Source organism: Clostridium sp. AF19-22AC (genome assembly GCF_003479085.1).
GTDB classification, from domain to species: domain Bacteria; phylum Bacillota; class Clostridia; order Lachnospirales; family Lachnospiraceae; genus Faecalicatena_A; species Faecalicatena_A orotica.
Map to the genome: position 1 here is coordinate 182,555 of NZ_QUGN01000006.1, position 26,374 is coordinate 208,928.

Here is a 26,374-nt window from a genome sequence, read left to right on the forward strand (position 1 = left end):
TTTCTCTGTCTTTCATTCATTGATTATAAAAAATACCAGCTATTGTGCGTAAATCTTTACCAGTTCCACGGTGATATCCGCTGCCAGATCCATTCCCTCGGCAGTGATATGCTCATAAGGACCATGATAACCATGACCGCCTGTTCCCAGATTCGGGCACGGCAGGCCTTTGAAGCTTAACTGTGCACCATCTGTGCCGCCGCGGATTGGAAGTACGAGCGGTGTGACTCCGGCATTCTCACATGCTTTTTTTGCATTCTCGATGAGGTGCCTGCAGCCATCGATAACTTCTGACATATTGCGGTACTGCTGTGTAATCGTCAGCTTTGCCGTCCCTGCGCCCCATTTCTCATTGATGAGTTTCTCGATGTGGCGGAGTGTCTCCTGACGCACTTCGAATACCGCCGGGTTATGGTCGCGGACAATATAATTCAGTTCGGCATGTCCAACTTCACCGGACATGCTGACCAGATGATAGAATCCCTCGTAATCTTCTGTGCCGCGCGGAGTGTCCCCTGACGGAAGCATGGAGTTGATCTCCATAGCTACCAGGCTGGCATTGATCATTGTGTCCTTGCTGGAACCGGGATGCACGTTGACACCTTCGATTTCGAAAACTGCCTTGCAAGCATTGAAATTCTCAAACTGAATCTCTCCCTCAGTATCCCCGTCCAGAGTATAACCAAATTCCGCACCAAATTCTTCGACGTTAAAATGTGATGCCCCGGTACCGATCTCTTCATCTGGTGTGAATGCAATGGACAACGGCCCGTGCGGGATGTTCTCCGCATGCAGACGCTCGATCATGGTCATAATCTCTGCAATGCCGGCTTTGTCATCGGCTCCCAGAATGGTCGTCCCGTCACTTGTGATCAGGGTGCGTCCCTTTAAGTCAGGCAGATGTTTAAATGTTTCTGTGCTGATGGTACGTCCGCTTGTCCCCAGAACAAAGTCTTTTCCATCATAATTTTCTGTAACGACCGGGATGATATCATGGTCACAGAAATCGGAAACTGTGTCCATGTGGGCGATAAAGCCCAGCTTTGTCTTGTCCTCATATCCGGGAGTTGCAGGGATGTGGCCGTATACATAACACTGCTCATCCACTCTTGCGTCAGACACCCCAAGGTTCTTTAACTCCTGTACAAGCACATGTGCCAGGTCAAACTGGCAGGCAGAAGATGGAACAGTCTCGCTGCTCTCATCACTTGGTGTACGCACAGTGACGTACTTCAAAAGTCTTTCATAAGCTCTCATAATGACATTCTCCTTTTTTTATGACATTTCCTGCTGAATATTATACCATAAATACTAAACTCGTGAAATACCTCGTTAAGTATTTTGGTGAAAGCCTGCTGACAGGATCAGTTCTATACATTTTATACATTATTTGATACAATGTTACACAAAAGAAACAGCAAGGAGAATCTTTTATGAGTACAATCGGGTATATCAATGTTGCTTTGGAGTTTTTTGGCGGCCTGCTTTCCCTTATTTTTATACTCTGCCTCTGTATGTCCAACCATACAAAGGAGAAGCTGGACCGGCTGTATATACGGGTTCTTGCTGTAAATACCATAGTATTATTCTGCGATGCCGCTGCATGGCTTTTTAAAGGCAGATCCGGTACCTTCTGTTTCTGGACCGTGCGGACTGCGAATTTTTGCGTATATGTTTTTGGGTATGTGCTTCTGGCCGTGTTTACGGATTATCTGACCGGTTTTATTGCTTCCAGAGGGGCAAAGATTACGAGGACCCCACTGCGGATTATGTGGTGTTTTACGTCTCTGGCCATTTGTCTTGTCATTGTTTCCCAGTTTACACATATGTATTACTTCATAGACAATGGGAATATTTACCACCGGCAGGAATGGTTCTGGGTATCCCAGATGTTTGGAGTCATCTGCATGCTGCTGAACAGTACCCTCCTGATCCGCTACAGGAAATGGATGACGGGCCGGGAACTGGGCGCTCTGGGGGCATACATTGCCATGCCGGTTATTGCCCTTGTGATCCAGATGTTTATTTACGGGGTTGCCGTCCTGTATTTGGCCACGACGCTTTCTGCACTATGTATTTATATCAGCATACAGGTGGAGCAGTCACATAAACTTGAGCAGGAGGAACTTGAACTGGAAAAAAAACGTACCGCGATTATGCTCTCGCAGATCCAGCCTCATTTTTTATATAATTCTCTCTCTGTCGTGAAAGGCCTGTGCCAGACAGATCCCGGGCAGGCAGAGCTGGCGGTAGACCACTTCTCGGACTTCCTGCGGGGGAATATGGACTCTTTAACCAATCCGGATCTGATTCCTTTCGAACAGGAGCTTTTGCATACGCAGCATTATCTGGAACTGGAGCAGATGCGTTTCGGCGAACGGGTCAAGGTAGTCTACGATACACCTGCCCTTCAGTTTATGGTTCCGCCCCTTACGCTGCAGCCTATCGTAGAAAATGCCGTCCGGCATGGCATCACGAAGTGTGAGGACGGGGGGACGGTTATAATTGCTACCGAAGAAACACCATCCGCCTATAGAATTATTGTAACAGACAATGGGGCCGGTTATAATACGGCCAAACCTGTAAAAGACAACGCACGTCACATCGGTACGTCCAATGTCAGGAAAAGGCTGCAGTCGCAGTGCGGCGGTGAACTCACGATTCAGAGCGCAGTGGGGCAGGGAACAACGGCAGTCATAACAATCCCGAAGGAGGAAAATCTATGATATTTATTGCTGTAGATGATGAACCAATCGTCCTGAGTGTCCTGACCCGGGTTCTGGCCGAGGTTGAGCCATCCAGTGACATACACAGCTTTGGCAGCGCGAGAAAAGCCCTGTCAGCTCTGGAAGGCGGCCTTCGGCCGGATGTGGCTTTCCTGGACATTGAGATGTTCGGAATGAACGGCCTTGAGCTGGCGAAACATATCCGTGAGGTTTCCAACAAAACTAAAATCGTATTTGTGACCGGATATCCCCAGTACGCACTGGAGGCTTACCATCTCCATGCAAGGGGGTATTTGCTGAAACCGGTATCCATCAAAAAGGTCCGCGCGGAGCTGGAAGAGTTAAAAAGCCCCCCACTGCAGGATTATGGACGCATCCATGTACAGACTTTCGGCAATTTTGAAATATTTGCAGACGGTAAGCCGCTCCATTTTAAACATTCAAAAACGAAAGAGCTCCTTGCATTCCTGATCGACCGCCGCGGCTCTGCTGTGAACACAAGTGAACTTTGTGCGGTGTTATGGGAACAAAAGCCGGACAGCCGATCTGTCAGGAGCCATCTGCGGACATTGATAGCCGATTTAAACCACACGCTGTCGGATGCCGGAGCGGAAGAAATTCTGATCAAAAAACGAAACAGCTTTTCCATTGACTGTCAGCAGCTTGACTGTGACCTGTATGATTTCCTGCGCCGGGAGACTTATGCGGTCAATTCTTACAATGGGGAATATATGTCGCAGTACAGCTGGGCGGAAATGACACTGGCCACTTTGGAACAGCAGGAGTAGGTCTTCTGCCTGCTTTCCCTTCTTTTGCGCTTCTTTTGCGCTCTCTCTGCTATAATGGTCCCAAAATTCGCGGAGGGGGAATCGAATTTATGAAGTCAATTCAGACAAAATTTATTATTTTAATATTAGGCTGTGTCCTGAGTTCATCATTTGTCATCGGAGGTGCGGGGATTCTCAGTTCCAAGAAAGTAGCAGATGAAGATTCTGCACGTATTATGAATCTCCAGTGTGAGAATAATGCAGAGGACATCAATGGCCTGCTTTCGCTGATTGAACAATCCGTTAATACGCTTGCCGTCTATGCCAGCGAAGAACTGACGGATGTGGAACGGCTCAAGACAGATCCTGCTTATGTCAGTGAGTATACTAAAAATATTCGGTCTGTCGCCGTAAATGCAGCCAATAATACTGAGGGAGCCCTTGCCGTTTATGTCCGGTACAACCCAGAATTTACGGAGCCTACATCGGGACTTTTCTGGAGCAGGACTGCTCTGGATAATACCTTTCAGCAGCTGACACCTACAGATTTTTCCCGCTACAGCCCGGATGATGTGGAACATGTAGGCTGGTATTACATCCCGGTAAAGAGCGGGAAAGCAACCTGGCTGGAGCCCTATGAAAATAAGAATATCAATGTTGAGATGATCTCCTATGTTGTCCCGCTCTATGCAGATAATACAACAATCGGTGTCGTGGGTATGGATATTGATTTCAACGTTATTAAAGAAATTATCGCATCGACCAAGGTCTACCAGTCAGGATATGCATTTCTGACTGATGAGGATGCAAACATCATGTATCATAAAGAACTGGAAAAAGGAACGGCCATGTCCGGTCTGGAAACCACTCTTCAGCCAGTGGCAGAGGAACTGAAAAACGGCGGCGGAATTAATCACTTGTTTCCTTATTCATGGAGATCTGAAAAGAAGGAGATGACCTTTGCTACTCTGATTAATGGAATGAGACTTGCAATTACTGCCCCTGCCTCTGAGATCAATGCAACTAAAAATACTTTGATTTTGCAGATGAGTATTGCATCGGTGGTAATTGCACTATTGGCGGTCCTGCTGACAATTTATATGACACGCCGCCTGATCAAGCCGCTCCGTGAACTTAATACGGCGGCACAGAAGATTGCGGGAGGAGACCTCTCCGTTTCCCTGTCTTACCAGACAAAAGACGAAGTCGGCACACTGGCAGACAGCTTCCAGCAGACAGTCAACCATCTTAGGAAATACATTGATTACATTAACGGTCTGGCCTATCGCGACGGCCTTACCGGGGTTAAGAATAAAACGGCTTATCAGGAAGCAGTGGCCCTTCTGGAAGAGAAATCCCGGACAGGAAAGCCAGAGTTTGCAATGGTTGTCCTCGATATCAATAACCTGAAGACGGTTAATGATACCTATGGCCATGACTTTGGAGATATGGTTATCATCGAGGCATGTAAGGTCATTTGCAAGGTCTTTAAGCGCAGCCCTGTCTACCGTACCGGCGGGGATGAATTTGTGGTTATTCTGGAGAACGGAGATTACGACCATTATGAAGAACTTCTGGACCGGTTCCAGATGGCACTGGATGAGTTTAATGAATATGCAAGACACGACGGCAAACTGTCTATTGCACGCGGCATTGCCGTATATGATGAATACATTGACCTGTCCGTTGATAATGTATTCAAACGGGCGGACGAAGCCATGTACCAGAATAAAATGATGATGAAAAGGATGCAGAAGGAAGAGGCTGAACACATTAGGGATATATAAGAATGAGCCTGACCCATAAACCCCGTTTATAGGTCAGGCTCATTCTTATTTCAGCTATAGATGCCGCAGGCGCGAATTTCGCAAGCGAAACTCTATTTTAAAACAGCAGCATAATATTTTTCAAAAGGCCGGCCGCGATATCGGACAATGGGACACGGCGTGACTTGATGTAACCATACTGGGCTGTTATATGGCAGTCGGAAAGCGGCAGGATCCGTATGTTTTCCCACGGGTTGAAGAGCATGAAGGATTCAGGCGTTGCCGAGACAAGCCCCACTGCGGATGTTGTCTGAATGGTTGTATAGAAAAGCTGGCTGTTGTTTACATGGACTTCACCATATGCATGTGCGGAAAGTCCGATGACATAAGGCACAGAATGGTGGGCATCCCTCGTTGGAGATCCGTACTGAATAATTGTGTATGGGTACAGGTCTTTAATCAAAACCGGCCCTTCTTTCTTATACAGCGGATTCTCCGGTCCAACAATGGCGCAGACAGGTGCTTCTGCAAATGGGTAGTATTCAATGGAATGGTTCTCCAGCTTATTGATTACCTGTTTCAGAAAGGGGGAAAGGTTGCCGATGATTGCAAAATCCACCTGTGAGGTGTCAACAAGGGGCAGTAATTCATCTAAAAAGGAATATGTGAGAAAGGAAAAGTTAATCGGGCTTGCCATATATTGCTTGATTACTTCGGAGAAGGCAAGTACAGTGCGGCTTACATTAAGGGATGCCACATTGAGGTACAGCTGTCCGCGCGTGCGGGGGGAGTTAAGAAGCGACTGTACCTGGTCATATTCCTGTTTTAGGATCCGGAAACGTTCAATTAAAGCCCTTCCTTCCGGCGTCGGGAAAGTTCCTTTCGAAGTACGGGTAAAAAGAGGGAAACCTACTTTTTCTTCAATCTGTTTGACAGCATGGCTGAGATTTGGCTGCGAAATGTAAAGATTGCGGGCAGCCTGACTGAAAGAACAGGTATCTGCTATTTCAATTGCATAAAAAAATTGTTCAATTTTCATTCATTTTCACCATTCTCCTCATAAAGTTCACTGCGTGCTATATGGCATATTTATCTATATTTGATAAAAATTATATATTTGTTTGTATATAGTGTCAAGTGTTATCATAAATGCAAGCAAGACAAAGGGAAACGAAAAGCGGCCGCAATTTGAAATCCGGAGTGTCTTAGCAGAACGCTTAGAGAAAAAGAGAAATGAGGAGGAGTTTTATGAGCCAAATGACCATTTGCTTAATTATTTTTATCCTGACCCTCGTAGGATTTGCTTTCGGAAGTAAATACATATCCATTACGACGATTTCCCTGATTAGTATGGTGGCCCTGATGCTTACAGGATGTCTGGCCCCGGAAGACGCACTTGGCGGATTCGGCAATTCGAGTGCGATTCTGATGGCAAGCATGTTTGTTGTAGCCGCGGGACTGAACCGGACACAGATGATTAACAAAATATCTGCATACATCTGCAAAATCAGTAAAGGTTCCTTTCGCAAAGTTTTAGCAGGATATGTGATTTTAACATGTATCCTTGCACAGTTTATCCCGAGTGCCGTAGTGTGTTTCAGTGTCGTATTCCCGATGGCATTAGGCGTCTGCCGTGAGATGAAGATCAATCCGTCGAAAATGATGTTTTCTTTAGGCATCACGGCGATCGGAACTGTCATTACACTTCCGCTTTCTTCAGCGGTCAGCGAGTTTGCAAGAATTCAGGGTTTTCTGGAAGCATATGACTATACAAAATACAATATGACGATTACAGATATTACTTATGCAAAGCTGCCTACGATGATCGTAATCCTGCTGCTTGCTATATTTGTGATACCGCGTTTTGCCCCGGATATTAAAACAGAAGGGCTGGCTGTTGAGGCAAAAGAAAACAAGGCGCAGAAACCACTGGACCCTGTCCGTGAGATTGTTGGGTATGTGACATTTATCGCAGTTTTACTCGGGCTGCTTTTCTCGGCAAAGATTGGGATCGCCACATGGCAGATTGCACTTGCAGGAGCCGTTGTAATTTCTGCATCAGGGGTCCTTAAAAAGAATGAGATTATAAATTCTATGAACCTGAGCATGGTACTGCTTTATATCGGTGCACTGGGGATCGGAACCGCACTTTCAGCGACGGGAGCCGCAGACCTGATTGGTGACCAGCTTGCGAAGATTATAGTGAATGTGAATAACAACTATATTGCAGGACTTTTATTCTTCCTCGTTCCGTTTATTTTAACCCAGTTTATGCTGAACCTTGGTATTTATTCGATTTTTGTGCCGCTGTACATCATGCTGTGTAAGTCGATGGATGCTAACCCGATCGGGCCGATCATGCTTTGTATGATAGCTGCGATGACTGCATTTTTCACCCCTCTGGCGACACCGGCTGTCCCCGTTATGATGGGGGCGGGCAATTACCAGATAAAGGATCTTGTAAAAATGGGACTCATTCCGTTTGTGTTTATAACTGTAGTAAGCGTAGGGTGGATTATGACAATATATCCAGTTTTTTAACCGGACAGTTCTTCAAACATGACGTGTATGAAAAAGCGGAATAAATTATAAATTGGGAGAAAGGAATAAAGCATGGAAGCGGAAAAAAAACGACTGGCAGTAGATTATGCAGAATCCCATAGGGATGAATCACTGGAATTATTGCGTACACTAGGGAAAATTCCGGCACCCAGCCATCACGAGGAGCAGAGGGCGGCATTTTGCAGGACTTGGTTTCTGGAACATGGTGCAGAGGATGTAACAATTGACTGCGCAAAGAATGTAATATGCAGGATCGGAGGCGGGGAGTGTGATGAATATGTGGTTTTTGCAGCCCATACAGACGTAGTGTTTGATGATCTGGAACCCCTGCCTGTGAGAGAGGATGAAGAAAAGCTTTATGCACCGGGAATCGGGGATGACACATCGAATCTGGTGAATCTTATGATGGCGGCAAAATATTTGCTGGAAAATAAACTGAAGACAACCTGCGGTATCCTGATCGTGGCGAATGCATGCGAAGAAGGTCTGGGAAATCTGGATGGGACAAAAGAACTTTTTGCAGCCTACGGCAGCAGGATCAAAGCATTTTACTCCTTTGACGGATACACCCCCCAGTGCTGCAGCAGCGCAGTCGGCTCATACAGATACCGTATTAACTGCAGGACAACAGGAGGACATTCTTACTTGAATTTTGGAGAGCCGAATGCGATAGAAATCCTGTGCGGGCTTGTTAAAAAGCTGTATGCGGTCCAGACGCCGGAAGAGTTTAAGACAACCTACAATGTCGGGAAGATAGAAGGCGGCAGCACGGTAAACAGTGTTGCGGAGGAGGCTTACATACTCTATGAGTTTCGTTCTACCTCCCAGGCATGCCTTGAGAAGATGGAGAAATTGTTTAATGAAGTGGTAGATTCCTGTCGTGGAAATGGTGGAGAGCTTACGGTGGAACTGCTCGGAATACGTCCGGGAAACGGAGCAGTGGATTCAGAGGAATTAAGAAAGTTTACAGCCCAAAATGCTGAAATCATCCATGAATTCTACGAGGAAGAATTAGATTTTGCGGCCTATTCTACTGACAGCAATGTGCCACTGTCTCTCGGAATCATGGCAAATACGATTGGAACGGTGATTGGAGGACTGGCCCATACAAGAGAAGAATGGGTACAGAAATCCAGTTTAAAGGAGGGGCTTAAGATTGTTTTAAGTCTGATGCTCCAATATGTGAAGTAATTCTTGAGTAACAAGAGATGGAGAAGTAGGGAGATGCAGAAATTACGAAATATGCCTTCCATTCAGGAGGCGTTGGAATTGATAGAGCAGGAGGATGCCCGGACACTGAAGGAACAGTTGGAAATGTGTGAGATTCCGGCACCGTCCCATCAGGAAGAAAAGCGTGCCGGATATTGTCTGAAAAAGTTTAAAGAAATCGGCCTGAGTGATGTACATATGGATGAAGTATACAATGTATACGGTACGATCAGGGGAAACGGAAGTGGTCCAAGGCTTATGCTTGCGGCCCATACAGATACCGTTTTTCCAATTGATACTGACCTGACAGTAAAAAAAGAAGGCAGCCGGTATTACTGCCCGGGAATCAACGATGATACGCGGGCAGTAGCTGAACTTTTTACCATTGCAAGAGCCATGAAGAAGAAACAAATCTGCGGTGAAGGAGATATTGTTTTCTGCGCCAATGTGTGCGAGGAGGGACTCGGGGATCTCAAAGGAGTAAAACATATCTTTCAGACGGAAAGCTATGATGGATTTGTTTCCATAGATAACCCGGTACCGGGAGGCATCGTATATACAGCGACAGGAAGCAGCCGCTTTCGAATCACTTTCTGCGGGAACGGGGGACACAGCTTTGCCGATTTCGGGACACCCAGCCCTATCCATGCATTGGGCAGGGCAATTGCAAAGATTGCGGAGTTCCAAGTGCCCAGTCTCCCCAAAACGACGTTTAATGTCGGTGTGGTTGAAGGCGGAACCTCCGTAAATACCATCGCTGAAAGTGCGTCCTTCCTTTTGGACATCCGCTCGGATGACCCAAACGAATTGAAACGTCTGGAGGAAGAGACGATCCGTATCGCAGAGCAGGCGGCACAGGAAGAAAATAAAAGAGGGGATGGTTCCCTAAATGTCTGTGCCCGGATAGAACTACTCGGAAAAAGACCGGCGGGAACGCAGCCGTATGACTGCAAAATCGTGCAGGCGGCATGGAAGGCCGCGGAAGTATTAGGCATGGAACCAGAACTGAGAGATGAATCAAGTACTGACGCAAATATCCCGATCAGTATGGGGATACCGGCGATAACCGTGGGAAGAGGCGGGAAAGAAGGCGGGGTCCATACAATACATGAGTGGTTCGAACCTGAGGATGCTTATCTGGGCCCCCAGAAAAATCTGCTGTTAATTCTGGCATTGTCCGGGGTAGACGGGTATCGGGAATACCAGTTGAAGAAAATACAAGATAGAGAATAGATGCTGTGCATTACAAAACGGCGCCATACCCTGCGGGGCGGGCGCTGTTTTTGCGTTATTTGTTTCCAGAAACTGTCACGATACTGTGATAATTCCCCGATTGCAGTGTGCAGTCCGCATCTGTATAATAAAGACATAAGCAGGAGGTTCATATGCAGAAAATATTGATTATAGAGGATGACAGAGAACTGAATAAGGGAATTTCTTATGCGCTGGGGAAGGCGGGGTACAGGACGGTATCTGCGTACTCTCTGGAACAGGCAGAATTTTCTTACAGAGAGGGAGAACCGGACCTGATCCTGTTGGATATCAACCTGCCGGATGGGGAGGGATTTGAGTTCTGCAGACAAGTGAAGAAAAATTCCTCAACACCGGTGATGTTTCTTACTGCAAGGGATCTGGAAAGGGATGCGCTTAAGGGCTATGATGCGGGGGCGGACGATTACGTGACAAAGCCGTTTTCCATTAATGTCCTGATGAAAAAGGTCGGTGTGATGCTGAAACGCACGGAGGGCAGCAGGCCCCAGATATATGATGACGGTTTTCTGAGAGTTGACTTTGATGCGGCAAAAGTAAGGGCAGGGGCGGCAGAATGTATTCTTACGCCGACAGAGTTCCGGATACTGAGGCTTTTTATCGAGAACAGGGGGCAGCTGCTGACATATTCTGTGCTGCTGGAACGGCTTTGGGACAGTCAGGGGCAGTTTGTCGACAAGCATACGCTGGCTGTGAACATGAACAGGCTGCGTGGGAAGATTGAGGACGGGCAGCATAAATATATTTCGAATGTATATGGGATGGGATATCAATGGCTGAAATAATAGCAGTACTCTGCCTGATTGCAGTGGCCGTAATGTGGCACAGGATAAGAATGTTGAAAAAAGATATATATTCTTTTTCAGACAGGCTTGAGCAGTGTCTGGATGCGATGATTTCCGGACAGGATATCGAGAATTTTGGTGAGCTTAAGGATTCCCTTTGGGATAAGATCTATGAGAAGCTTCGCAAGCTGGATCATATGTGGCTGGGACAGAACCAGTATAATCAGGAGGAAAAGCGGCAGATCAAAGAGCTGATTTCCGACATTTCCCACCAGACGAAAACACCGATTGCGAATATTAAGATGTATCTGGAAATTCTGGAAAATGAAGAAGATGCCGCCCGGAGGACGGAATTTTTGGGGCACCTCAAGGGGCAGACGGAGAAGCTTGATTTTCTGCTCCAGAGTCTGGTGAAAATGTCCCGTCTGGAAACCGGAATCATCGAAATAAGCAAACAGGCAGCCAGAATATATGAGACACTGGGACGCTCGGCGGCGTCCATTGTGCCGAAGGCGGAGCAAAAAGGGATCAGCCTGTTTGCAGACTGCGATGAACGGCTGATGGCTGTCTATGATAAAAAATGGACAGAGGAAGCTGTTTTCAATATTCTGGATAATGCGGTCAAATATACACCGTCAGGCGGAAGTATTCATATTACGGTCAGTGTACAGGAATTTTTTACAAAGATCAGCATTAAGGACAGCGGGAAGGGAATTGCCCGGGACCGGCAGGCACAGATATTCGGAAGGTTTTACAGGGAGCCGGAGGTACATGATGAGGAAGGGATCGGGGTCGGGCTGTATCTGGCGCGAAAAATTATCACCCTGCAGAACGGGTACATCGAGGTGGTATCCGAACCCGGGAAGGGTGCGGATTTTCAAATATATCTTCCAAACGAAGCGATCAGCTGAAATAGTGTTACTATGCATGGCCAGAGGCCATGCATAGTAACGAAATAGTCACAGTTTTGTGAAAATATCTGATTGAGAACGGTTTGTGATTTTTCGGGACTATGCTTGCAGTATAAGGAGGGACACCAATATGAATGAAATTGTAAAGACACAGGCATTGAAGAAATATTACAAGCTCGGGGAGAATACGGTGAAGGCTCTGGACGGGGTGGATTTTACGGTCAGAGAAGGAGAATTCGTGGCGATTGTCGGTAAATCGGGCAGCGGGAAAAGTACTCTGCTCCATATGATCGGGGGTCTTGACTACCCAACCGGCGGTAAGGTATATGTGGATGGGAAACAGCTGTATAAGCTGAATAAAGAACAGCTTGCAGTGTTCAGGAGGAGAAAGGTCGGTTTTGTGTTTCAGAGTTTTAACCTTGTGCCGGATTTGAATGTGTATGAAAATGTCGTCCTGCCGATTGAACTGGACGGCGGGCATATTGACCGGGATTTTGTGGACGAAATCTTAAGGATATTAAAACTGGAGGAAAAGAAGGAGGCTCTGCCCGGCACGCTTTCGGGCGGCCAGCAGCAGAGGGCGGCAATCGCAAGGGCACTGGCGAATAAACCGGCAATACTGCTGGCGGATGAGCCCACAGGGAATCTGGACACCGGAAGCAGCCATGACGTCATGGGACTTTTGAAAATGGCGGCAAAGCGGTATCACCAGACGGTCGTTTTGATTACCCATGATGCAGATATTGCACAGCTTGCGGACCGGATCGTACAGATTGAAGACGGACGGATCGTGAAGGGAAGTGACACTTATGCTGGAGAATAATAATAGCAGGATCGTCACAAGAATGGCTGTGCGTTCTATCAAAAGCGGCAGGCAGAAGAATCTGATTATGGCCGCGGCAATCACACTGTCGACCTTTATGCTGTTCTGCATTTTAACGGTGGGAAGTACTTATTTTAAGATGCAGCGGCTTCAGAATATCCGTATGAACGGGGCAGATTATGACGCATTTATTTATGGCGGTTTTACAGAGGAACAGAAAGAAACCTGTGAGAAAAATCCTTATATTCAGACTGTCGGCGTACAGGGGATGGCGGGATGGACCGTAAGTACGGATACTGACGACACGCTCAATACAGTGATGCTGTGGTCTGACGGGGCACAGTGGGATGTATTGTCGAAACCTGCGGTTATCTGGCAGAAAGGAGAATACCCGCTAAAGGAGAATGAAGTGATGGCAACGGTCGCGGCATTAAAAGACTGCGGACTTGAGGATGCCGGGGTGGGGGATTCGTTTACCTTAACTTACGGAGACAAACAGGGCGAGCATACGGCGGAATTTACGATTTCGGGGCTTCTGAAGACTTATAAAAATGAAAAGATATTCTATGTTTCGAAGCCATTTCTGGATAAGTCCGGTTTCTCTCTGGACGATTACGGGAGAGGCTTCCTCTATATGAAGTTTAAGTATCCGGTTGTGCCGGAGCGTGTTTTCCGGGAACTGGAGAACAGCCTGAATCTGGGGGAGCAGCAGTATCTGCTGATAGAGCCGGCTACACAGAGTTCGGTGCAGATACTGGCCGGGCTCGCAGGTCTGGTATTGATTACTTGTTTCAGTGCCTATCTCCTGATCTATAATATCCTTTATATCTCTGTTTCCAGCAATGTCAGACATTACGGACTGCTGCAGACAGTAGGCATGACTGGCAGGCAGATATACCAGATGGTCCTGAGACAGATGTTCATGGTGGGGGCATGCGGTATTGCCGGAGGAATCCTGCTCGGAATGCTGACGTCTTTTCTCCTGATACCAGAAGCGGTGAAAGTCCTTGGCATCCGGAAGGAAGAGATTTCGATTGCATTTCATCCCGCGGTCTTTCTCCTGAGTATACTGATAGCCGGGGGCACGATCTATCTTGGAAGCAGAAAACCTGCGAAAAAGGCAACAGAAGTTTCCCCAGTGGAGGCATTGGGGTATCGCGGGGATTTCGGGAAACGCAATTCACATGGAACAAGGAAAGGAAGGCTGGTCTGGCGGCTTGCATGGGATCAGGTTACCAAGGATAAGAAAAAGACGATGATCGTCCTCCTCTCACTGGCTGCAAGCTTGTCAGTGTTCCTTTGCCTGACAACACTAATAGAAAGCCAGGGGCCGCGTACAATCGTTTCTAATTATATGGATGCGGATATGATCCTCATTAATGATACTATCAAGAAGGATGATAAAAACGATTGGAAACAGCTGATGGATGAAGCATTTCAGGTAAAAATCAAAGAAGGCGGCCGGATCAAAGAGTCACATCAGGTGCTGATTGACCAGATTGTGGTTCCGTGGGAGCCCGAATTCGTAGATACTTGGATGAAAGCATTTTACGCAAAATGGATGGAAGAATCTTACGCTGATATAGAGACAGAATTTAAACAGAATCCGGAGAAGTTTTCTTCTTATATAATCGGTATTGATGAAGCAGCATTTACTTATTTAAACAGTACTCTGGAAACACCGATAGATGAACAGAGCTTCAAGGAAGGCAAAAGCTGTATCCTGTACCGAGATTCACTGAATCTTAAAGAGGCGGATTATCAGGAAGAAAATATAGCCTGCTATTTATATGAAGGGGACGGGGAATCCCATTCGTTTCAAATCGGAGGCCTGACGGATGATTCTTATTATAGAAGAGGCGGAATCACTCCAACTGTCATTGTAAGTGATGCATACCTGAATCGTATTTCAGATGCCCCATATGTTTTCAAAACGAGTATACAATATGAGCAGGAGTATGACACGGCCGCAGAAGCAGACGTGAAAAACGCGATAGACACCAGTGCATACCCGAAAGATTTTTCCTACGAATCAAAAATTGAAGAAATGAAGAGTGTCAGTAAGGCACAGGGGAATATGATGGGAATTGGAATCGGGATCGCCTTCATCCTCGCTTTGATTGGTATCCTGAATTATGTCAATACAGTTACAGGAAACATCCATAACCGTCAGATGGAGCTGGCGATCATGGAAAGTGTCGGAATGACAGAAAAGCAGGTAAAAAGCGTATTGATAAGAGAAGGAATCCTCTTTGCGGGCGGATCACTTGCACTGACGGCAACGCTGGGCCTTTTCATAACATATCTCCTGTACCAGTCCATGAACTATATGCAGGTCACATTTGCAATACCCGTACTGCCGTCCGCCTGTATGCTCCTGTTCATCCTGTGCGTCTGTGTGGCGGTTCCACTGGCTGTATACCGGTTTGTAACGGGGGAAAAAGCAATCGTGGAGAGAATAAAAACGAATGAGTAGTAAAAAATAGAATGGCAGGAAATGAAGGGAAAGATTGATATGAAGAAACACCGTCTAAGTCGAAACTTTGTTTTAGGCGGTGTTTTTGTGTGCCCGGCCATAGTAAATCAATGTTTTCCAGACTTCATAATTTTTTTATAATTTAATTAGCACTCGAACCTTGACAGTGCTAACAACAGGTGCTATTGTTATATTGTTAGTAGAACAAAGCACATGAAATGACAAAGGAGGTCTTTCTATGAACATAAATAAGTTTACTCAGAATTCTCTTCAGGCGGTCCAGAATTGTGAAAAGGTGGCCTACGATTACGGCAATCAGGAGATCGCGCAGGAGCATCTGCTGTATGCACTCGTCACACAGGACGACAGTCTGATTTTAAAATTACTTGAAAAAATGAATATTCAGGGCACATTGTTTATCAACCGTGTGGAAGAAGCACTTTCCAAGCGTCCGAAGGTTCAGGGCGGACAGGTGTATGTGGGGCAGGATCTGAATAATGTCCTGATCCATGCAGAAGATGAAGCGAAACAGATGGGTGATGAGTATGTATCTGTAGAGCATCTCTTCCTTGCACTTTTGAAGTATGCAAGCCGTGACCTGAAGGGGCTGTATAAGGAATTCGGCATCAGCCGGAACTCATTTTTGCAGGCCTTGTCCACGGTCAGGGGAAATCAGAAGGTGACAAGTGATAATCCGGAAGCAACCTATGATACTCTGAATAAGTATGGTCAGGATCTTGTGGAACGTGCAAGGGACCAGAAGCTGGACCCGGTAATTGGCAGGGATGAGGAAATCCGTAATGTGATACGGATTCTTTCCCGTAAGACAAAGAACAACCCGGTGCTTATAGGTGAACCCGGTGTTGGTAAGACAGCGGTTGTTGAAGGTCTGGCACAGAGAATCGTCAGAGGTGACGTACCGGAAGGGCTGAAGGATAAGACGATCTTCTCTCTGGACATGGGCGCACTTGTTGCAGGGGCCAAGTACAGGGGTGAGTTCGAGGAACGTCTGAAAGCGGTTCTGGAGGAAGTGAAAAACAGTGACGGAAAGATCATCCTGTTTATTGATGAGCTTCATACCATCGTCGGCGCAGGTAAGACAGACGGGGCGATGGATGCGGGCAATATGTTAAAGCCTATGCTGGCGCGCGGTGAGCTGCACTGTATCGGTGCGACGACACTGGATGAATACCGTCAGTATATTGAAAAAGATGCGGCTCTGGAACGCCGTTTCCAGCCGGTTATGGTAGAGGAACCGACTGTAGAGGATGCCATTTCTATCCTCCGTGGTTTAAAGGAGCGCTATGAAGTGTTCCACGGTGTTAAGATTACCGACAGTGCACTTGTTGCGGCGGCAACGCTTTCCAACCGTTATATTTCTGACAGATTCCTGCCCGATAAGGCGATTGACCTTGTAGATGAGGCCTGTGCCCTGATTAAGACGGAGCTGGATTCCATGCCGACAGAGATGGATGAACTGAGCCGCCGTATCATGCAGCTGGAAATCGAAGAAGAGGCACTGAAGAAAGAGGAAGACCGGTTAAGCAGAGAACGACTGGAGCATCTTCAGGAGGAACTGGCCGGCCTGCGTGAAGAATTTGCAGGGAAAAAGGCACAGTGGGATAATGAGAAGGCATCTGTGGAGCGTGTCCAGAAGATCCGTGAGGAGATCGAACAGGTGAACAAGGACATCCAGAAGGCCCAGAGGGAATACGACCTGAACAAGGCGGCCGAGCTGCAGTACGGACTTCTGCCGCAGCTTCAGAGACAGCTTGAGGAAGAAGAGGAGCGGTTAAAGGAAAAAGAAATGTCGCTCGTACACGAGGCGGTTACGGATGAAGAAATTGCAAAGATCATCTCCAGATGGACCGGGATTCCGGTTGCAAAGCTCAATGAGAGCGAGAGGAGCAAGACGCTGCATTTAGGGGATGAACTGCACAAACGTGTCATCGGCCAGGATGAGGGTGTAGAACTGGTAACAGAGGCAATCATCCGGTCCAAGGCAGGTATCAAGGACCCGTCCAAACCGATCGGATCATTCCTCTTCCTCGGACCTACCGGTGTTGGTAAGACGGAACTGGCAAAGGCTCTGGCGGAAAGTCTGTTTGACGATGAGAACAATATGGTCCGAATCGATATGAGTGAGTATATGGAGAAATACTCCGTATCCAGATTAATCGGAGCGCCTCCGGGATATGTTGGATACGACGAAGGCGGCCAGCTTACAGAGGCTGTCAGAAGAAAACCTTATTCCGTTGTATTGTTTGATGAGATCGAGAAAGCACACCCGGATGTATTTAATGTACTGCTTCAGGTGCTGGATGACGGCCGTATCACGGATTCACAGGGTCGTACCGTTGACTTTAAGAATACCATTCTGATCATGACCTCCAATATCGGGGCAAACTACCTGTTGGAAGGTATTGAGGAAGACGGTACGATTGATCAGGCGAGCGAGGACATGGTAATGAACGAGCTACGTGCACACTTCAGGCCGGAATTCCTGAACCGTCTGGATGAAATCATTATGTTTAAACCGTTGACGAAAGACAATATTTATGCAATCATTGACTTGTTAGTAACTGACGTCAACAAACGGCTTGCCGATAAGGAACTTTCCATCGAACTGAGCGAAACGGCCAAGAATTTCATCGTAGACGGCGGGTATGAACCGATGTATGGTGCAAGGCCGCTGAAGAGATACCTGCAGAAAAATGTAGAGACACTTGCAGCAAAACTGATTCTGGCAGGCAATGTCGGCCGGGGAGATGTAATTGTAATCGAGGTTGTTGACGGGAAATTAAATGCAAGAGCGAAAGGACAGCTGGTTTCATGACGCCGATCATTTTCCACATTGATGTCAACTCCGCATATTTGAGCTGGACAGCGGTAGAACAACTGAAAAATGGTGCAAAGCAGGATCTGCGGGAGATTCCAGCCATTATTGGCGGGGATCAGAAAGCACGCCGCGGCGTGGTACTCGCTAAATCAATTCCCGCTAAAAAGTATGGCATTCGCACGGGGGAACCTGTTGCGAATGCCTTTCGTAAGTGTCCGAATCTCGTGAGTGTACCGCCGGACCACCGGATGTACCGTGAAAAAAGTGACAGGCTGATGGACTATCTGAAAAGTTTTACAACAAAGATCGAACAGGTCAGTGTTGATGAGTGCTACATGGATTTTACAGAGATCGCCTGGAAATACCCGTCTCCCGTGGATGCGGCGCTGATTATAAAGGACGGGATAAGGGAGCAGTTTGGCTTCACGGTCAATATCGGGATATCTTCCAACAAACTGCTGGCAAAGATGGCATCTGATTTTGAGAAGCCGGATAAAGTACATACACTGTTTCCTGAGGAGATACAGGTGAAAATGTGGCCGCTCCCGATCGGGGAACTCTATATGGCCGGCCGTTCCAGTGTGGAGACACTGAAGAAACTGGAAATCTATACGATCGGGGATCTTGCACAGGCGGACCCGGAAGTCATCAGCCTGCATATGAAGAGCCACGGCAGGATGCTGTGGGAGTCTGCCAACGGGGCCGGGGATTCTCAGGTTCAGTCGGAGCAGGCAGAGGCAAAGGGGATCGGGAACTCTACCACGCTGTCTGAAGATGCAGTCACGGCAGAAGAAGCGATGGAAGTATTCCGGGAGCTGGCGGCAAGTGTAGGCAGGAGACTCCGTAAAGCGGGACAGAAGGCGAACATGGTCAGCATGGAAATCAAGTACCATGATTTTCAGACAGTATCCCACCAGAAGCAGCTAAGCAAGCCTTCCAGTGAAGATGATGTGCTATACGGGGCGGCATGCCAGTTATTTGAGGAGACGTGGGACGGTGAACCCATCCGCCTGCTGGGAATACGGACGGCTAAGCTGGTGGATGCGTCGGAGCCTGTGCAGCTTTCGATCTTTGATATTGAGATGCCAAAGCCTCCGGATGAGAAGCACCGGAAACTTAACATGGCAATGGATGAAATACGGAAAAAGTACGGTGAGGATGCCGTGGTCAAGGCGAGCCTTATGAAACCGGGAAAAGGGAAAAAGGGACATGAAGACTAAGAACTACAATATGGAACTGATCAGGACCGTCTCATTTGTGATGGTCATTATCATACATGTAACAAATTATTACTGCAGGGCATATGCGGATATCGGCCGGGATGAATATCTGTTTTCGGTAATTCTGGACACGGTATCCAGAGTCAGTGTGCCCTGTTTTTTCATGCTCAGCGGCGCCCTGCTGCTTGGAAGGACGGAACGGCTTAGGAAGAACGGGGAAAGGCTGGTACGGTTTCTGGTTGTACTGGTGTTCTGGAGCGTTGTTTACTATTTCTTTAATGTATACTATATGGACACACCAGTTGACTTGCGCGAAATCTTCTTTGAGCCCGCAGAGCCGCATCTCTGGTACCTGTATGCGACGATTCCGATCTATCTGGTGCTTCCTTTTTTCCAGACCATGTGCAGGGGGATGAGTGCAAATATGGATAAGGCATTTCTGCTGATGGGAAGTCTGGCGTCTCTGTTTCTATATGTTTCCTCCCTGCTCCATGCAGAGGCATATTATGATGTGCCGATCATCGGGGACCGGGTATATACATTTTATTTTTTCCTTGGATATTTTATCAGCAAATACAGGGAAAGAATCACATGGAGTATCTGGCGGACATTGGGCATTTTTCTGGGAAGCACCTCTCTGAATATACTCCTGACGGTGCTGATTACTTTCCGCAGGGGGGAACATTATGAAAGACTGCTCGAGTATGGCTGCCCGCTTGTCATCATCAGCGGGGTGTCATTCTTTGCATTATTTATGCAGATAGGGGGAGGGCATGTCAGACTGAAAGATAATACAAGAAAATGGATCGACAGGTGGTGCGCCTGCTCCTTCGGTATCTATCTGATACATATCATCTTTCTGGATAATTATAAGAAATTCGTGGACCCGGAGGAACTGTCAGCATGGATCGCAGTACCTACGCTGACACTTGCGATTCTGATTGTGTCCTTTATCTGCATATACTTTATCAGGAAGCTGCCTTTCGGAAAAATGATTTCATAAACTGTTTTTTTAACTTCACGAAGTTTTCATGAATAGAATTTTGCAACAAGGAAAGGTTTGTGTTATTCTATAATAGTATACCCAAAAAGCAGGAGGAATGCAGATGAAACTAACACAGTTATTAGAACGTTTAGAATATGAAGTAATACAGGGAAACGATGAGATCGAGGTCCGGGAGCTGATCAATGATTCCAGAAAAGTCAGGGAAGGCAGTGTATTTGTCTGTATCAGCGGCGCAGTCGTTGACGGACATGAATTTGTCGGCGATGTGGCGGCGAAAGGGGCGGCCGCGGTTATTGTAGAGAAGGACGTAGAAGCCCCGGAAGATATGACGGTGATCCGGGTACCGGATACAAGATATGCGTTGGCTCTGATGTCCGCGGCTTATTTCGGATATCCGGCGGATAAGATGAAGATCATTGGAATTACCGGTACAAAGGGGAAGACAACAACGACTTACATGATCAGGTCTATCCTTGAAGGGGTCGGGCATAAGGTCGGCCTGATCGGTACAATAGAGGCGATTATCGGGGACGAGACGATACCGGCCGCTAATACGACGCCGGAGTCTTATACGATCCACCAGTATTTTGCCAGAATGGCGGAAGCAGGCTGTGACTGTGTTGTCATGGAAGTTTCATCACAGGGGCTGATGCTCCACAGGACCGCAGGGATCTCGTTTGAGATCGGTATTTTCACCAATCTGGGAAGAGACCACATTGGGCCGAATGAACATGCGGATTTCGAAGATTACAAGCGGTGCAAAGGGCTTTTGTTCCAGCAGTGCAGACTCGGGATCGCCAATGTGGATGACCCGTATTTCGTGGATGTGTTTGCAAAGGCAACTTGTACAACGGAGACTTTTGGATTTTCAGAAAAGGCAGATCTAAGGGCCACGGACACACATCTTGTTTCCAGACCCGGGTATCTGGGCGTGGCCTATCATGTGAGCGGCCTGATGGATTTTGATGTAGAGATTGATATTCCGGGCAAATTCAGTGTCTACAATTCGTTGACGGCCATTGCAGTCTGCAGACATTTCCAGGTGCCTGCTGATAAGATACAGAAGGCTCTGAAGATGGCAAATGTGAAGGGCCGCATCGAGATGGTGAAAGTATCGGATGAGTTTACACTGATGATTGATTATGCACATAACGCCATGAGTCTGGAAAGCCTGCTGACAACGCTGAAGGAGTATCAGCCGGCCCGTCTGGTCTGCCTCTTCGGATGCGGCGGCAACCGGTCTAAGGACAGACGCTATGAGATGGGGGAAGTATCAGGCAGGCTCGCGGACCTGACAATTATTACATCGGATAATCCAAGGTTTGAGGACCCACAGGCAATCATTGACGATATCAAGACAGGAATCGGCAGGACAGACGGGAAGTATGTGGAGATCTGTGACAGGAAAGAAGCCATCCGGTATGCGATCGAGCATGGACAGCCGGGGGATGTCATCGTGCTGGCCGGAAAGGGACACGAAGATTATCAGGAGATAAAGGGTGTGAAGTATCCGATGGATGAAAGGGTTCTTATTTCCGAAATCCTGTCCGGGAACTAGAAAAGTAGGTGATGACATTTACATGTATGCGGATATCATTGTAGATATTACACATGAAAAACTGGACAGAGTCTTTCAATACAGGATCCCCTCCCGTCTGGAAGGGGAACTTTCTGTCGGGATGGAAGTGATCGTTCCTTTTGGCAGGGGCAACCGTGAGACAAAAGGTTATGTAACCGGCCTGTCGGATAAATGCAATTATGATGAAACAAAAGTAAAAGAACTGCTGGACATTTCCAGAAGCGGCATGGCGATCGAAGGAAAACTGGTCGCACTCGCCGCGTGGATGAAGGAACAGTATGGCGGGACGATGATACAGTCACTGAAGACGGTCCTCCCGATCAAGCAGAAAGAGAATGCGAAGGTGAAGAAACGGGTACGGCTTCTTCTGGACGAGGAAGAGGGAAAGAAAAAGCTGGACTTTTATCTGGAGAAGAACCAGAAGGCCAGGGCAAGACTTCTGGCGGCGCTTCTGGATGAGCCAATTCTTGACTATGAACTGGTATCGCGCAAGCTGAACATAACGCTTACCGTCATCCGGGCAATGGAAGAACAGGGGATCGTGGCTCTGGAATCTGAGCAGGTTTACCGGAATCCTGTGAAAGGGGAACGGATTGAGAACGGTATTACGTTTACAGAGGAACAGAGGCATGCCATCCAGAGATTCTGGGAAGACTATGAACAGGGAAAACGCGGCACTTATCTGATCTACGGAGTGACCGGGAGCGGCAAGACGGAGGTTTACATCGAGATGATACGCCGGGTTGCGGAACAGGGAAAGCAGGCAATTGTACTGATCCCCGAAATTGCCCTCACATATCAGACTGTCATACGGTTCTACAGGAACTTCGGGGACAGGGTGTCCATTATGAATTCCAGGCTCTCTGCAGGAGAGCGTTATGACCAGATGATGCGGGCAAAGGAGGGGAAGATCGATGTCATGATCGGTCCCCGTTCTGCTTTATTTACCCCGTTTCCGAATCTTGGGCTGATTGTGATGGATGAGGAACATGAGACGACTTATAAAAGTGAGCAGGTGCCCCGTTACCATGCGAGGGAAACGGCCATTGCGAGGGCGGAAATGGAACATGCAAGTGTGATACTCGGTTCTGCGACCCCGTCTCTTGAGGCCATGTATCGTGCGAAAAAGGGCGAGTACCATCTCCTGGAGATGCGTAACCGCTCCGGAATGCAGGATATGGCGGAAGTATATACAGTGGACCTGCGCGAAGAACTAAAAAACGGGAATCGTTCCATCCTGAGTATAAAACTACAGGAACTGATGGCCGACAGGCTCGAAAAGAAAGAGCAGATCATGCTTTTCCTGAACCGGCGCGGATATGCGGGATTCATATCCTGCCGGGAGTGCGGACATGTCATCAAGTGCCCGCACTGTGACGTGTCCCTGTCTTCCCACAGGAACGGGAAGATGGTATGCCATTACTGTGGGTTTGAAGAGCCGAAGCCATCTGTCTGCCCGGAATGTGGTTCCCGGCATATCGGAGAGTTCAGGGCCGGGACCCAGCAGATCGAGGAGATCGTAAAAACGTTGTTCCCACAGGCGCGGGTGCTGCGTATGGATATGGATACGACCCGGCAGAAAGACGGCCATGAGAAGATCCTGTCGGCATTTGCCAATGAGGAGGCTGACATTCTGGTCGGCACGCAGATGATTGTTAAGGGACATGATTTCCCGAATGTGACACTGGTCGGCGTCCTTGCCGCGGATATGTCTCTGTATTCCGATGATTACCGGGCGGGAGAGCGGACATTCCAGCTGCTGACACAGGCGGTTGGCCGTGCGGGGCGCGGTACAAAGAAGGGGGAAGCGGTCATTCAGACATACAGTCCGGAGCATTACGGGATTGTGACTGCTGCGGAGCAGGATTACGAGGCATTTTATGAAGAAGAGATCCGGTACCGGGAACTGATGGGTTACCCGCCCGCCGAGAATCTGCTTGCAGTGCTTGTGAGCTGTGAGGATGAGCCGCTCCTTGAAAAGGGGTGCAGGTATCTGAAAGAGTATGCACTGCGTTTCAGGAAAGATGCACAGATGGATATCATCGGGCCAGCCAGCCCGGGGATCGGGAAGATCAACGATGTATATCGGAAAGTACTCTACCTGAAAGCGGAAAGATATGATACACTGATAAGGATGAAAAATTATATGGAGCAGTACATCGAGGTGAATCCGGGATTTCAGAAGATGAGAATCCAGTTTGATTTTAACCCGATGAATGTTTTTTAGTAAAAATAGCAGAATAGTAATGTGGAGGAAGTTATGGCAATCAGAGAGGTCAGAGAAATTGGAGACGAGATCTTAACGAAAAAATGTAAAGAAGTGACAAAGATGACTCTTCGGACAAGAGTACTTATCGAAGACATGCTGGATACGATGTATGAGAAGTTTGGTGTAGGGCTTGCGGCCCCGCAGGTCGGAGTGCTGAAGAACATCGTCGTGATTGATGTGGGAGAGGGGCCGATCGTCCTGATCAATCCCGAAATCATTGAGGCGGATGGCGAGCAGACCGGAGAGGAAGGGTGCTTAAGCGTGCCGGGAAAATGGGGGATTGTAACCAGACCGGACCATGTGAAAGTCCGTGCCCTCAATGAGGAGATGGAGGAATTCGAGATAGAAGGCGAAGGGCTGCTGGCAAGGGCATTCTGCCATGAGATCGACCATCTTTCAGGTGATCTGTATGTGAACAAAGTGGAAGACGGGCTTCATGATGTACAGACTGAGGAGGAAGAAGAATAAAATGAGAGTCATATTTATGGGAACCCCTGATTTTTCAGTCGGAACACTGGAGGCATTGATTGCGGCGGGACATGACGTATGTCTGGCCGTGACACAGCCGGATAAGCCGAAAGGCAGAGGTAAGGAGATGCAGTTCACCCCGGTCAAGGAGGCCGCAGTGAAGCATGGAATCCCTGTATACCAGCCGGTCAAAGTAAGACAGCCGGAATGCGTGGCGAAGCTTCGCAGCTATCAGGCTGATGTGATCGTCGTTGTAGCGTTCGGACAGATCCTGCCGAAAGACATTCTGGATCTGACTCCTTACGGCTGCATCAATGTCCATGCGTCCCTGCTTCCGAAATACAGAGGCGCGGCCCCGATCCAGTGGGCGATCATCAGAGGGGAAGAAGTGACCGGTGTTACAACGATGCAGATGGATGAAGGTCTGGACACAGGTGATATGATTTTAAAGACAGAGATTCCGATTACTGAAGAAGAAACAGGAGAGAGCCTGCATGACAAGCTGGCAAGGGCAGGTGCAGACTTATGTGTAGAGACGCTTGCGGCACTGGAGGACGGGACGGCTGTATTCGAGCACCAGCAGGAAACGCCGACCCCGTATGCGAAGATGCTGAACAAGCAGATGGGAAATATCGACTGGACACAGTCCGCCCGGGAGATTGAACTTCTGGTGAGGGGACTGAACTCCTGGCCGAGTGCCTATACCCACTGGGGGGATAAGGTGGTAAAGATCTGGAAGGCAAAGGCGGTGTCAGGTGAGGCGTTTTCCACTAAAGAGCCGGGAACGGTACTTACGGTAGAGAAAGACTGCTTCACGGTGCAGACCGGAAACGGGGTACTGAAGATCAGCGAACTCCAGCTTCCCGGGAAAAAGAGAATGGAGACGAGTGCATTTCTGAGGGGATATACACTGGAACCCGGTACCATATTCACGGCTTAGTTTCCCTGTAAGGGGCTTTCATGCCGTGTATCTTAACTAGACAGGAGGAAGTCATATGTTTTTTTATTATGATCCTACGTATATACTTGTATTAATAGGGGCGCTGATCTGTATCATAGCTTCAGGCAGGGTCAACAGCGTGTTTAACCGTTACTCCCAGGTGCGCAGCCATTCCGGCATGACGGGGCGCGAGGCGGCGGAGAAGATTCTGAGGGCAAACGGAATCCATGATGTGACCGTCCAGCATATATCAGGGAATCTGACAGACCACTATGATCCAAGAAACAAGACATTGAGTCTGTCCGACGCCACATACCAGTCTACATCGGTTGCGGCGATCGGGGTTGCGGCACATGAGTGCGGCCATGCGGTGCAGCACCATGTCGGTTATGCACCGCTGAAGATCAGGGGTGCACTTGTACCCGTTGCGAACTTTGGTTCTATGGCGGCATGGCCGCTGATTATCATCGGGCTGTTTATAAACGGCAACATGTCCCTGATGCTGATCAATCTGGGAATCCTGCTGTTTTCAGCAGCAGTCCTGTTCCAGCTTGTGACACTGCCGGTGGAGTTTAACGCATCCAGAAGGGCCGTAAAGGTTCTTGAAAATACCGGGATGCTTTACCCGGAGGAAGTAGATGCAACAAAGAAGGTACTCGGGGCCGCTGCGCTGACTTACGTGGCGAGTGCGGCATCAATGATTCTGCAGCTGTTAAGATTACTCTTGATCAGCGGACGCAGACGCGGCGATTGAGAATA

The 26,374-nt window shown here is 48.0% G+C and carries 20 protein-coding genes; 18 read left to right on the forward strand and 2 right to left on the reverse strand.

Annotation, left to right across the window (positions count from 1 at the left end):
• Window positions 1–39 precede the first annotated feature (39 nt).
• On the reverse strand, window positions 40–1,257 hold the full coding sequence (pepT, locus tag DWX43_RS09310) for a peptidase T (RefSeq protein ID WP_118620111.1): 1,218 nt from the start codon (window positions 1,255–1,257) through the stop codon (window positions 40–42).
• 176 nt (window positions 1,258–1,433) lie between these two features.
• Between pepT and DWX43_RS09315 the strand changes: the two genes are divergently transcribed.
• The 3 genes from DWX43_RS09315 (at window position 1,434) to DWX43_RS09325 (ending at window position 5,280) form a co-directional block, all read left to right on the forward strand.
• Complete coding sequence (locus DWX43_RS09315; protein WP_118620112.1) at window positions 1,434–2,726, forward strand: histidine kinase; 1,293 nt, start codon at window positions 1,434–1,436, stop codon at window positions 2,724–2,726.
• Window positions 2,723–3,514: a response regulator gene (locus DWX43_RS09320; RefSeq protein WP_118620113.1), complete on the forward strand. Its 792-nt coding sequence runs from the start codon at window positions 2,723–2,725 to the stop codon at window positions 3,512–3,514. Before DWX43_RS09315 ends, DWX43_RS09320 begins: the two co-directional genes overlap by 4 nt.
• A gap of 89 nt (window positions 3,515–3,603) precedes the next feature.
• Window positions 3,604–5,280: a diguanylate cyclase gene (locus DWX43_RS09325; protein ID WP_118620114.1), complete on the forward strand. Its 1,677-nt coding sequence runs from the start codon at window positions 3,604–3,606 to the stop codon at window positions 5,278–5,280.
• Window positions 5,281–5,377: 97 nt separating this feature from the next.
• Here DWX43_RS09325 and DWX43_RS09330 read toward each other — a convergent pair whose 3' ends face one another.
• The gene (locus DWX43_RS09330; RefSeq protein WP_118620115.1) at window positions 5,378–6,298 is read right to left on the reverse strand and encodes a LysR family transcriptional regulator; all 921 of its coding nucleotides are present in this window, start codon (window positions 6,296–6,298) and stop codon (window positions 5,378–5,380) included.
• A 209-nt stretch (window positions 6,299–6,507) separates the two neighbouring features.
• Between DWX43_RS09330 and DWX43_RS09335 the strand changes: the two genes are divergently transcribed.
• The 15 genes from DWX43_RS09335 (at window position 6,508) to DWX43_RS09405 (ending at window position 26,369) form a co-directional block, all read left to right on the forward strand.
• Window positions 6,508–7,800, forward strand: coding sequence for an SLC13 family permease (locus tag DWX43_RS09335; RefSeq protein ID WP_182440662.1), 1,293 nt, complete (start codon window positions 6,508–6,510; stop codon window positions 7,798–7,800).
• A gap of 72 nt (window positions 7,801–7,872) precedes the next feature.
• Complete coding sequence (locus tag DWX43_RS09340) at window positions 7,873–9,012, forward strand: M20/M25/M40 family metallo-hydrolase (RefSeq protein WP_118620117.1); 1,140 nt, start codon at window positions 7,873–7,875, stop codon at window positions 9,010–9,012.
• Window positions 9,013–9,045: 33 nt separating this feature from the next.
• Window positions 9,046–10,263, forward strand: coding sequence for a M20/M25/M40 family metallo-hydrolase (locus DWX43_RS09345; protein WP_118620118.1), 1,218 nt, complete (start codon window positions 9,046–9,048; stop codon window positions 10,261–10,263).
• 152 nt (window positions 10,264–10,415) lie between these two features.
• Window positions 10,416–11,084 (forward strand): response regulator transcription factor, encoded by a 669-nt coding sequence (locus DWX43_RS09350; RefSeq protein ID WP_109731044.1) that lies wholly within the window; start codon window positions 10,416–10,418, stop codon window positions 11,082–11,084.
• On the forward strand, window positions 11,072–11,995 hold the full coding sequence (locus DWX43_RS09355) for a HAMP domain-containing sensor histidine kinase (RefSeq protein ID WP_118620119.1): 924 nt from the start codon (window positions 11,072–11,074) through the stop codon (window positions 11,993–11,995). The genes DWX43_RS09350 and DWX43_RS09355 overlap by 13 nt, the downstream gene beginning before the upstream one ends.
• A gap of 130 nt (window positions 11,996–12,125) precedes the next feature.
• Window positions 12,126–12,818: an ABC transporter ATP-binding protein gene (locus DWX43_RS09360; protein ID WP_118620120.1), complete on the forward strand. Its 693-nt coding sequence runs from the start codon at window positions 12,126–12,128 to the stop codon at window positions 12,816–12,818.
• Complete coding sequence (locus DWX43_RS09365; RefSeq protein ID WP_118620121.1) at window positions 12,805–15,294, forward strand: ABC transporter permease; 2,490 nt, start codon at window positions 12,805–12,807, stop codon at window positions 15,292–15,294. Before DWX43_RS09360 ends, DWX43_RS09365 begins: the two co-directional genes overlap by 14 nt.
• Before the next feature lie 238 nt (window positions 15,295–15,532).
• The gene (gene clpB, locus DWX43_RS09370; protein WP_109731050.1) at window positions 15,533–18,130 is read left to right on the forward strand and encodes an ATP-dependent chaperone ClpB; all 2,598 of its coding nucleotides are present in this window, start codon (window positions 15,533–15,535) and stop codon (window positions 18,128–18,130) included.
• A complete protein-coding gene (locus tag DWX43_RS09375; RefSeq protein ID WP_118620122.1) occupies window positions 18,127–19,353 on the forward strand; it encodes a DNA polymerase IV in 1,227 nt (408 codons plus the stop codon). The genes clpB and DWX43_RS09375 overlap by 4 nt, the downstream gene beginning before the upstream one ends.
• The gene (locus DWX43_RS09380) at window positions 19,343–20,356 is read left to right on the forward strand and encodes an acyltransferase family protein (RefSeq protein WP_118620123.1); all 1,014 of its coding nucleotides are present in this window, start codon (window positions 19,343–19,345) and stop codon (window positions 20,354–20,356) included. The genes DWX43_RS09375 and DWX43_RS09380 overlap by 11 nt, the downstream gene beginning before the upstream one ends.
• 103 nt (window positions 20,357–20,459) lie before the next feature.
• Window positions 20,460–21,917: a UDP-N-acetylmuramoyl-L-alanyl-D-glutamate--2,6-diaminopimelate ligase gene (locus tag DWX43_RS09385; protein ID WP_118620124.1), complete on the forward strand. Its 1,458-nt coding sequence runs from the start codon at window positions 20,460–20,462 to the stop codon at window positions 21,915–21,917.
• Window positions 21,918–21,939: 22 nt separating this feature from the next.
• Window positions 21,940–24,165, forward strand: a complete 2,226-nt coding sequence (gene priA, locus DWX43_RS09390; protein WP_118620151.1) for a primosomal protein N' — start codon at window positions 21,940–21,942, stop codon at window positions 24,163–24,165.
• A 33-nt stretch (window positions 24,166–24,198) separates the two neighbouring features.
• The gene (gene def, locus DWX43_RS09395; RefSeq protein WP_109731054.1) at window positions 24,199–24,675 is read left to right on the forward strand and encodes a peptide deformylase; all 477 of its coding nucleotides are present in this window, start codon (window positions 24,199–24,201) and stop codon (window positions 24,673–24,675) included.
• A gap of 1 nt (window position 24,676) precedes the next feature.
• Complete coding sequence (gene fmt, locus DWX43_RS09400; protein ID WP_118620125.1) at window positions 24,677–25,615, forward strand: methionyl-tRNA formyltransferase; 939 nt, start codon at window positions 24,677–24,679, stop codon at window positions 25,613–25,615.
• Window positions 25,616–25,670: 55 nt separating this feature from the next.
• Window positions 25,671–26,369 carry a zinc metallopeptidase gene (locus DWX43_RS09405; protein ID WP_118620126.1) on the forward strand — a complete coding sequence of 233 codons (699 nt, stop codon included), beginning with the start codon at window positions 25,671–25,673 and terminating at the stop codon, window positions 26,367–26,369.
• The last annotated feature ends 5 nt before the right edge of the window (window positions 26,370–26,374 follow it).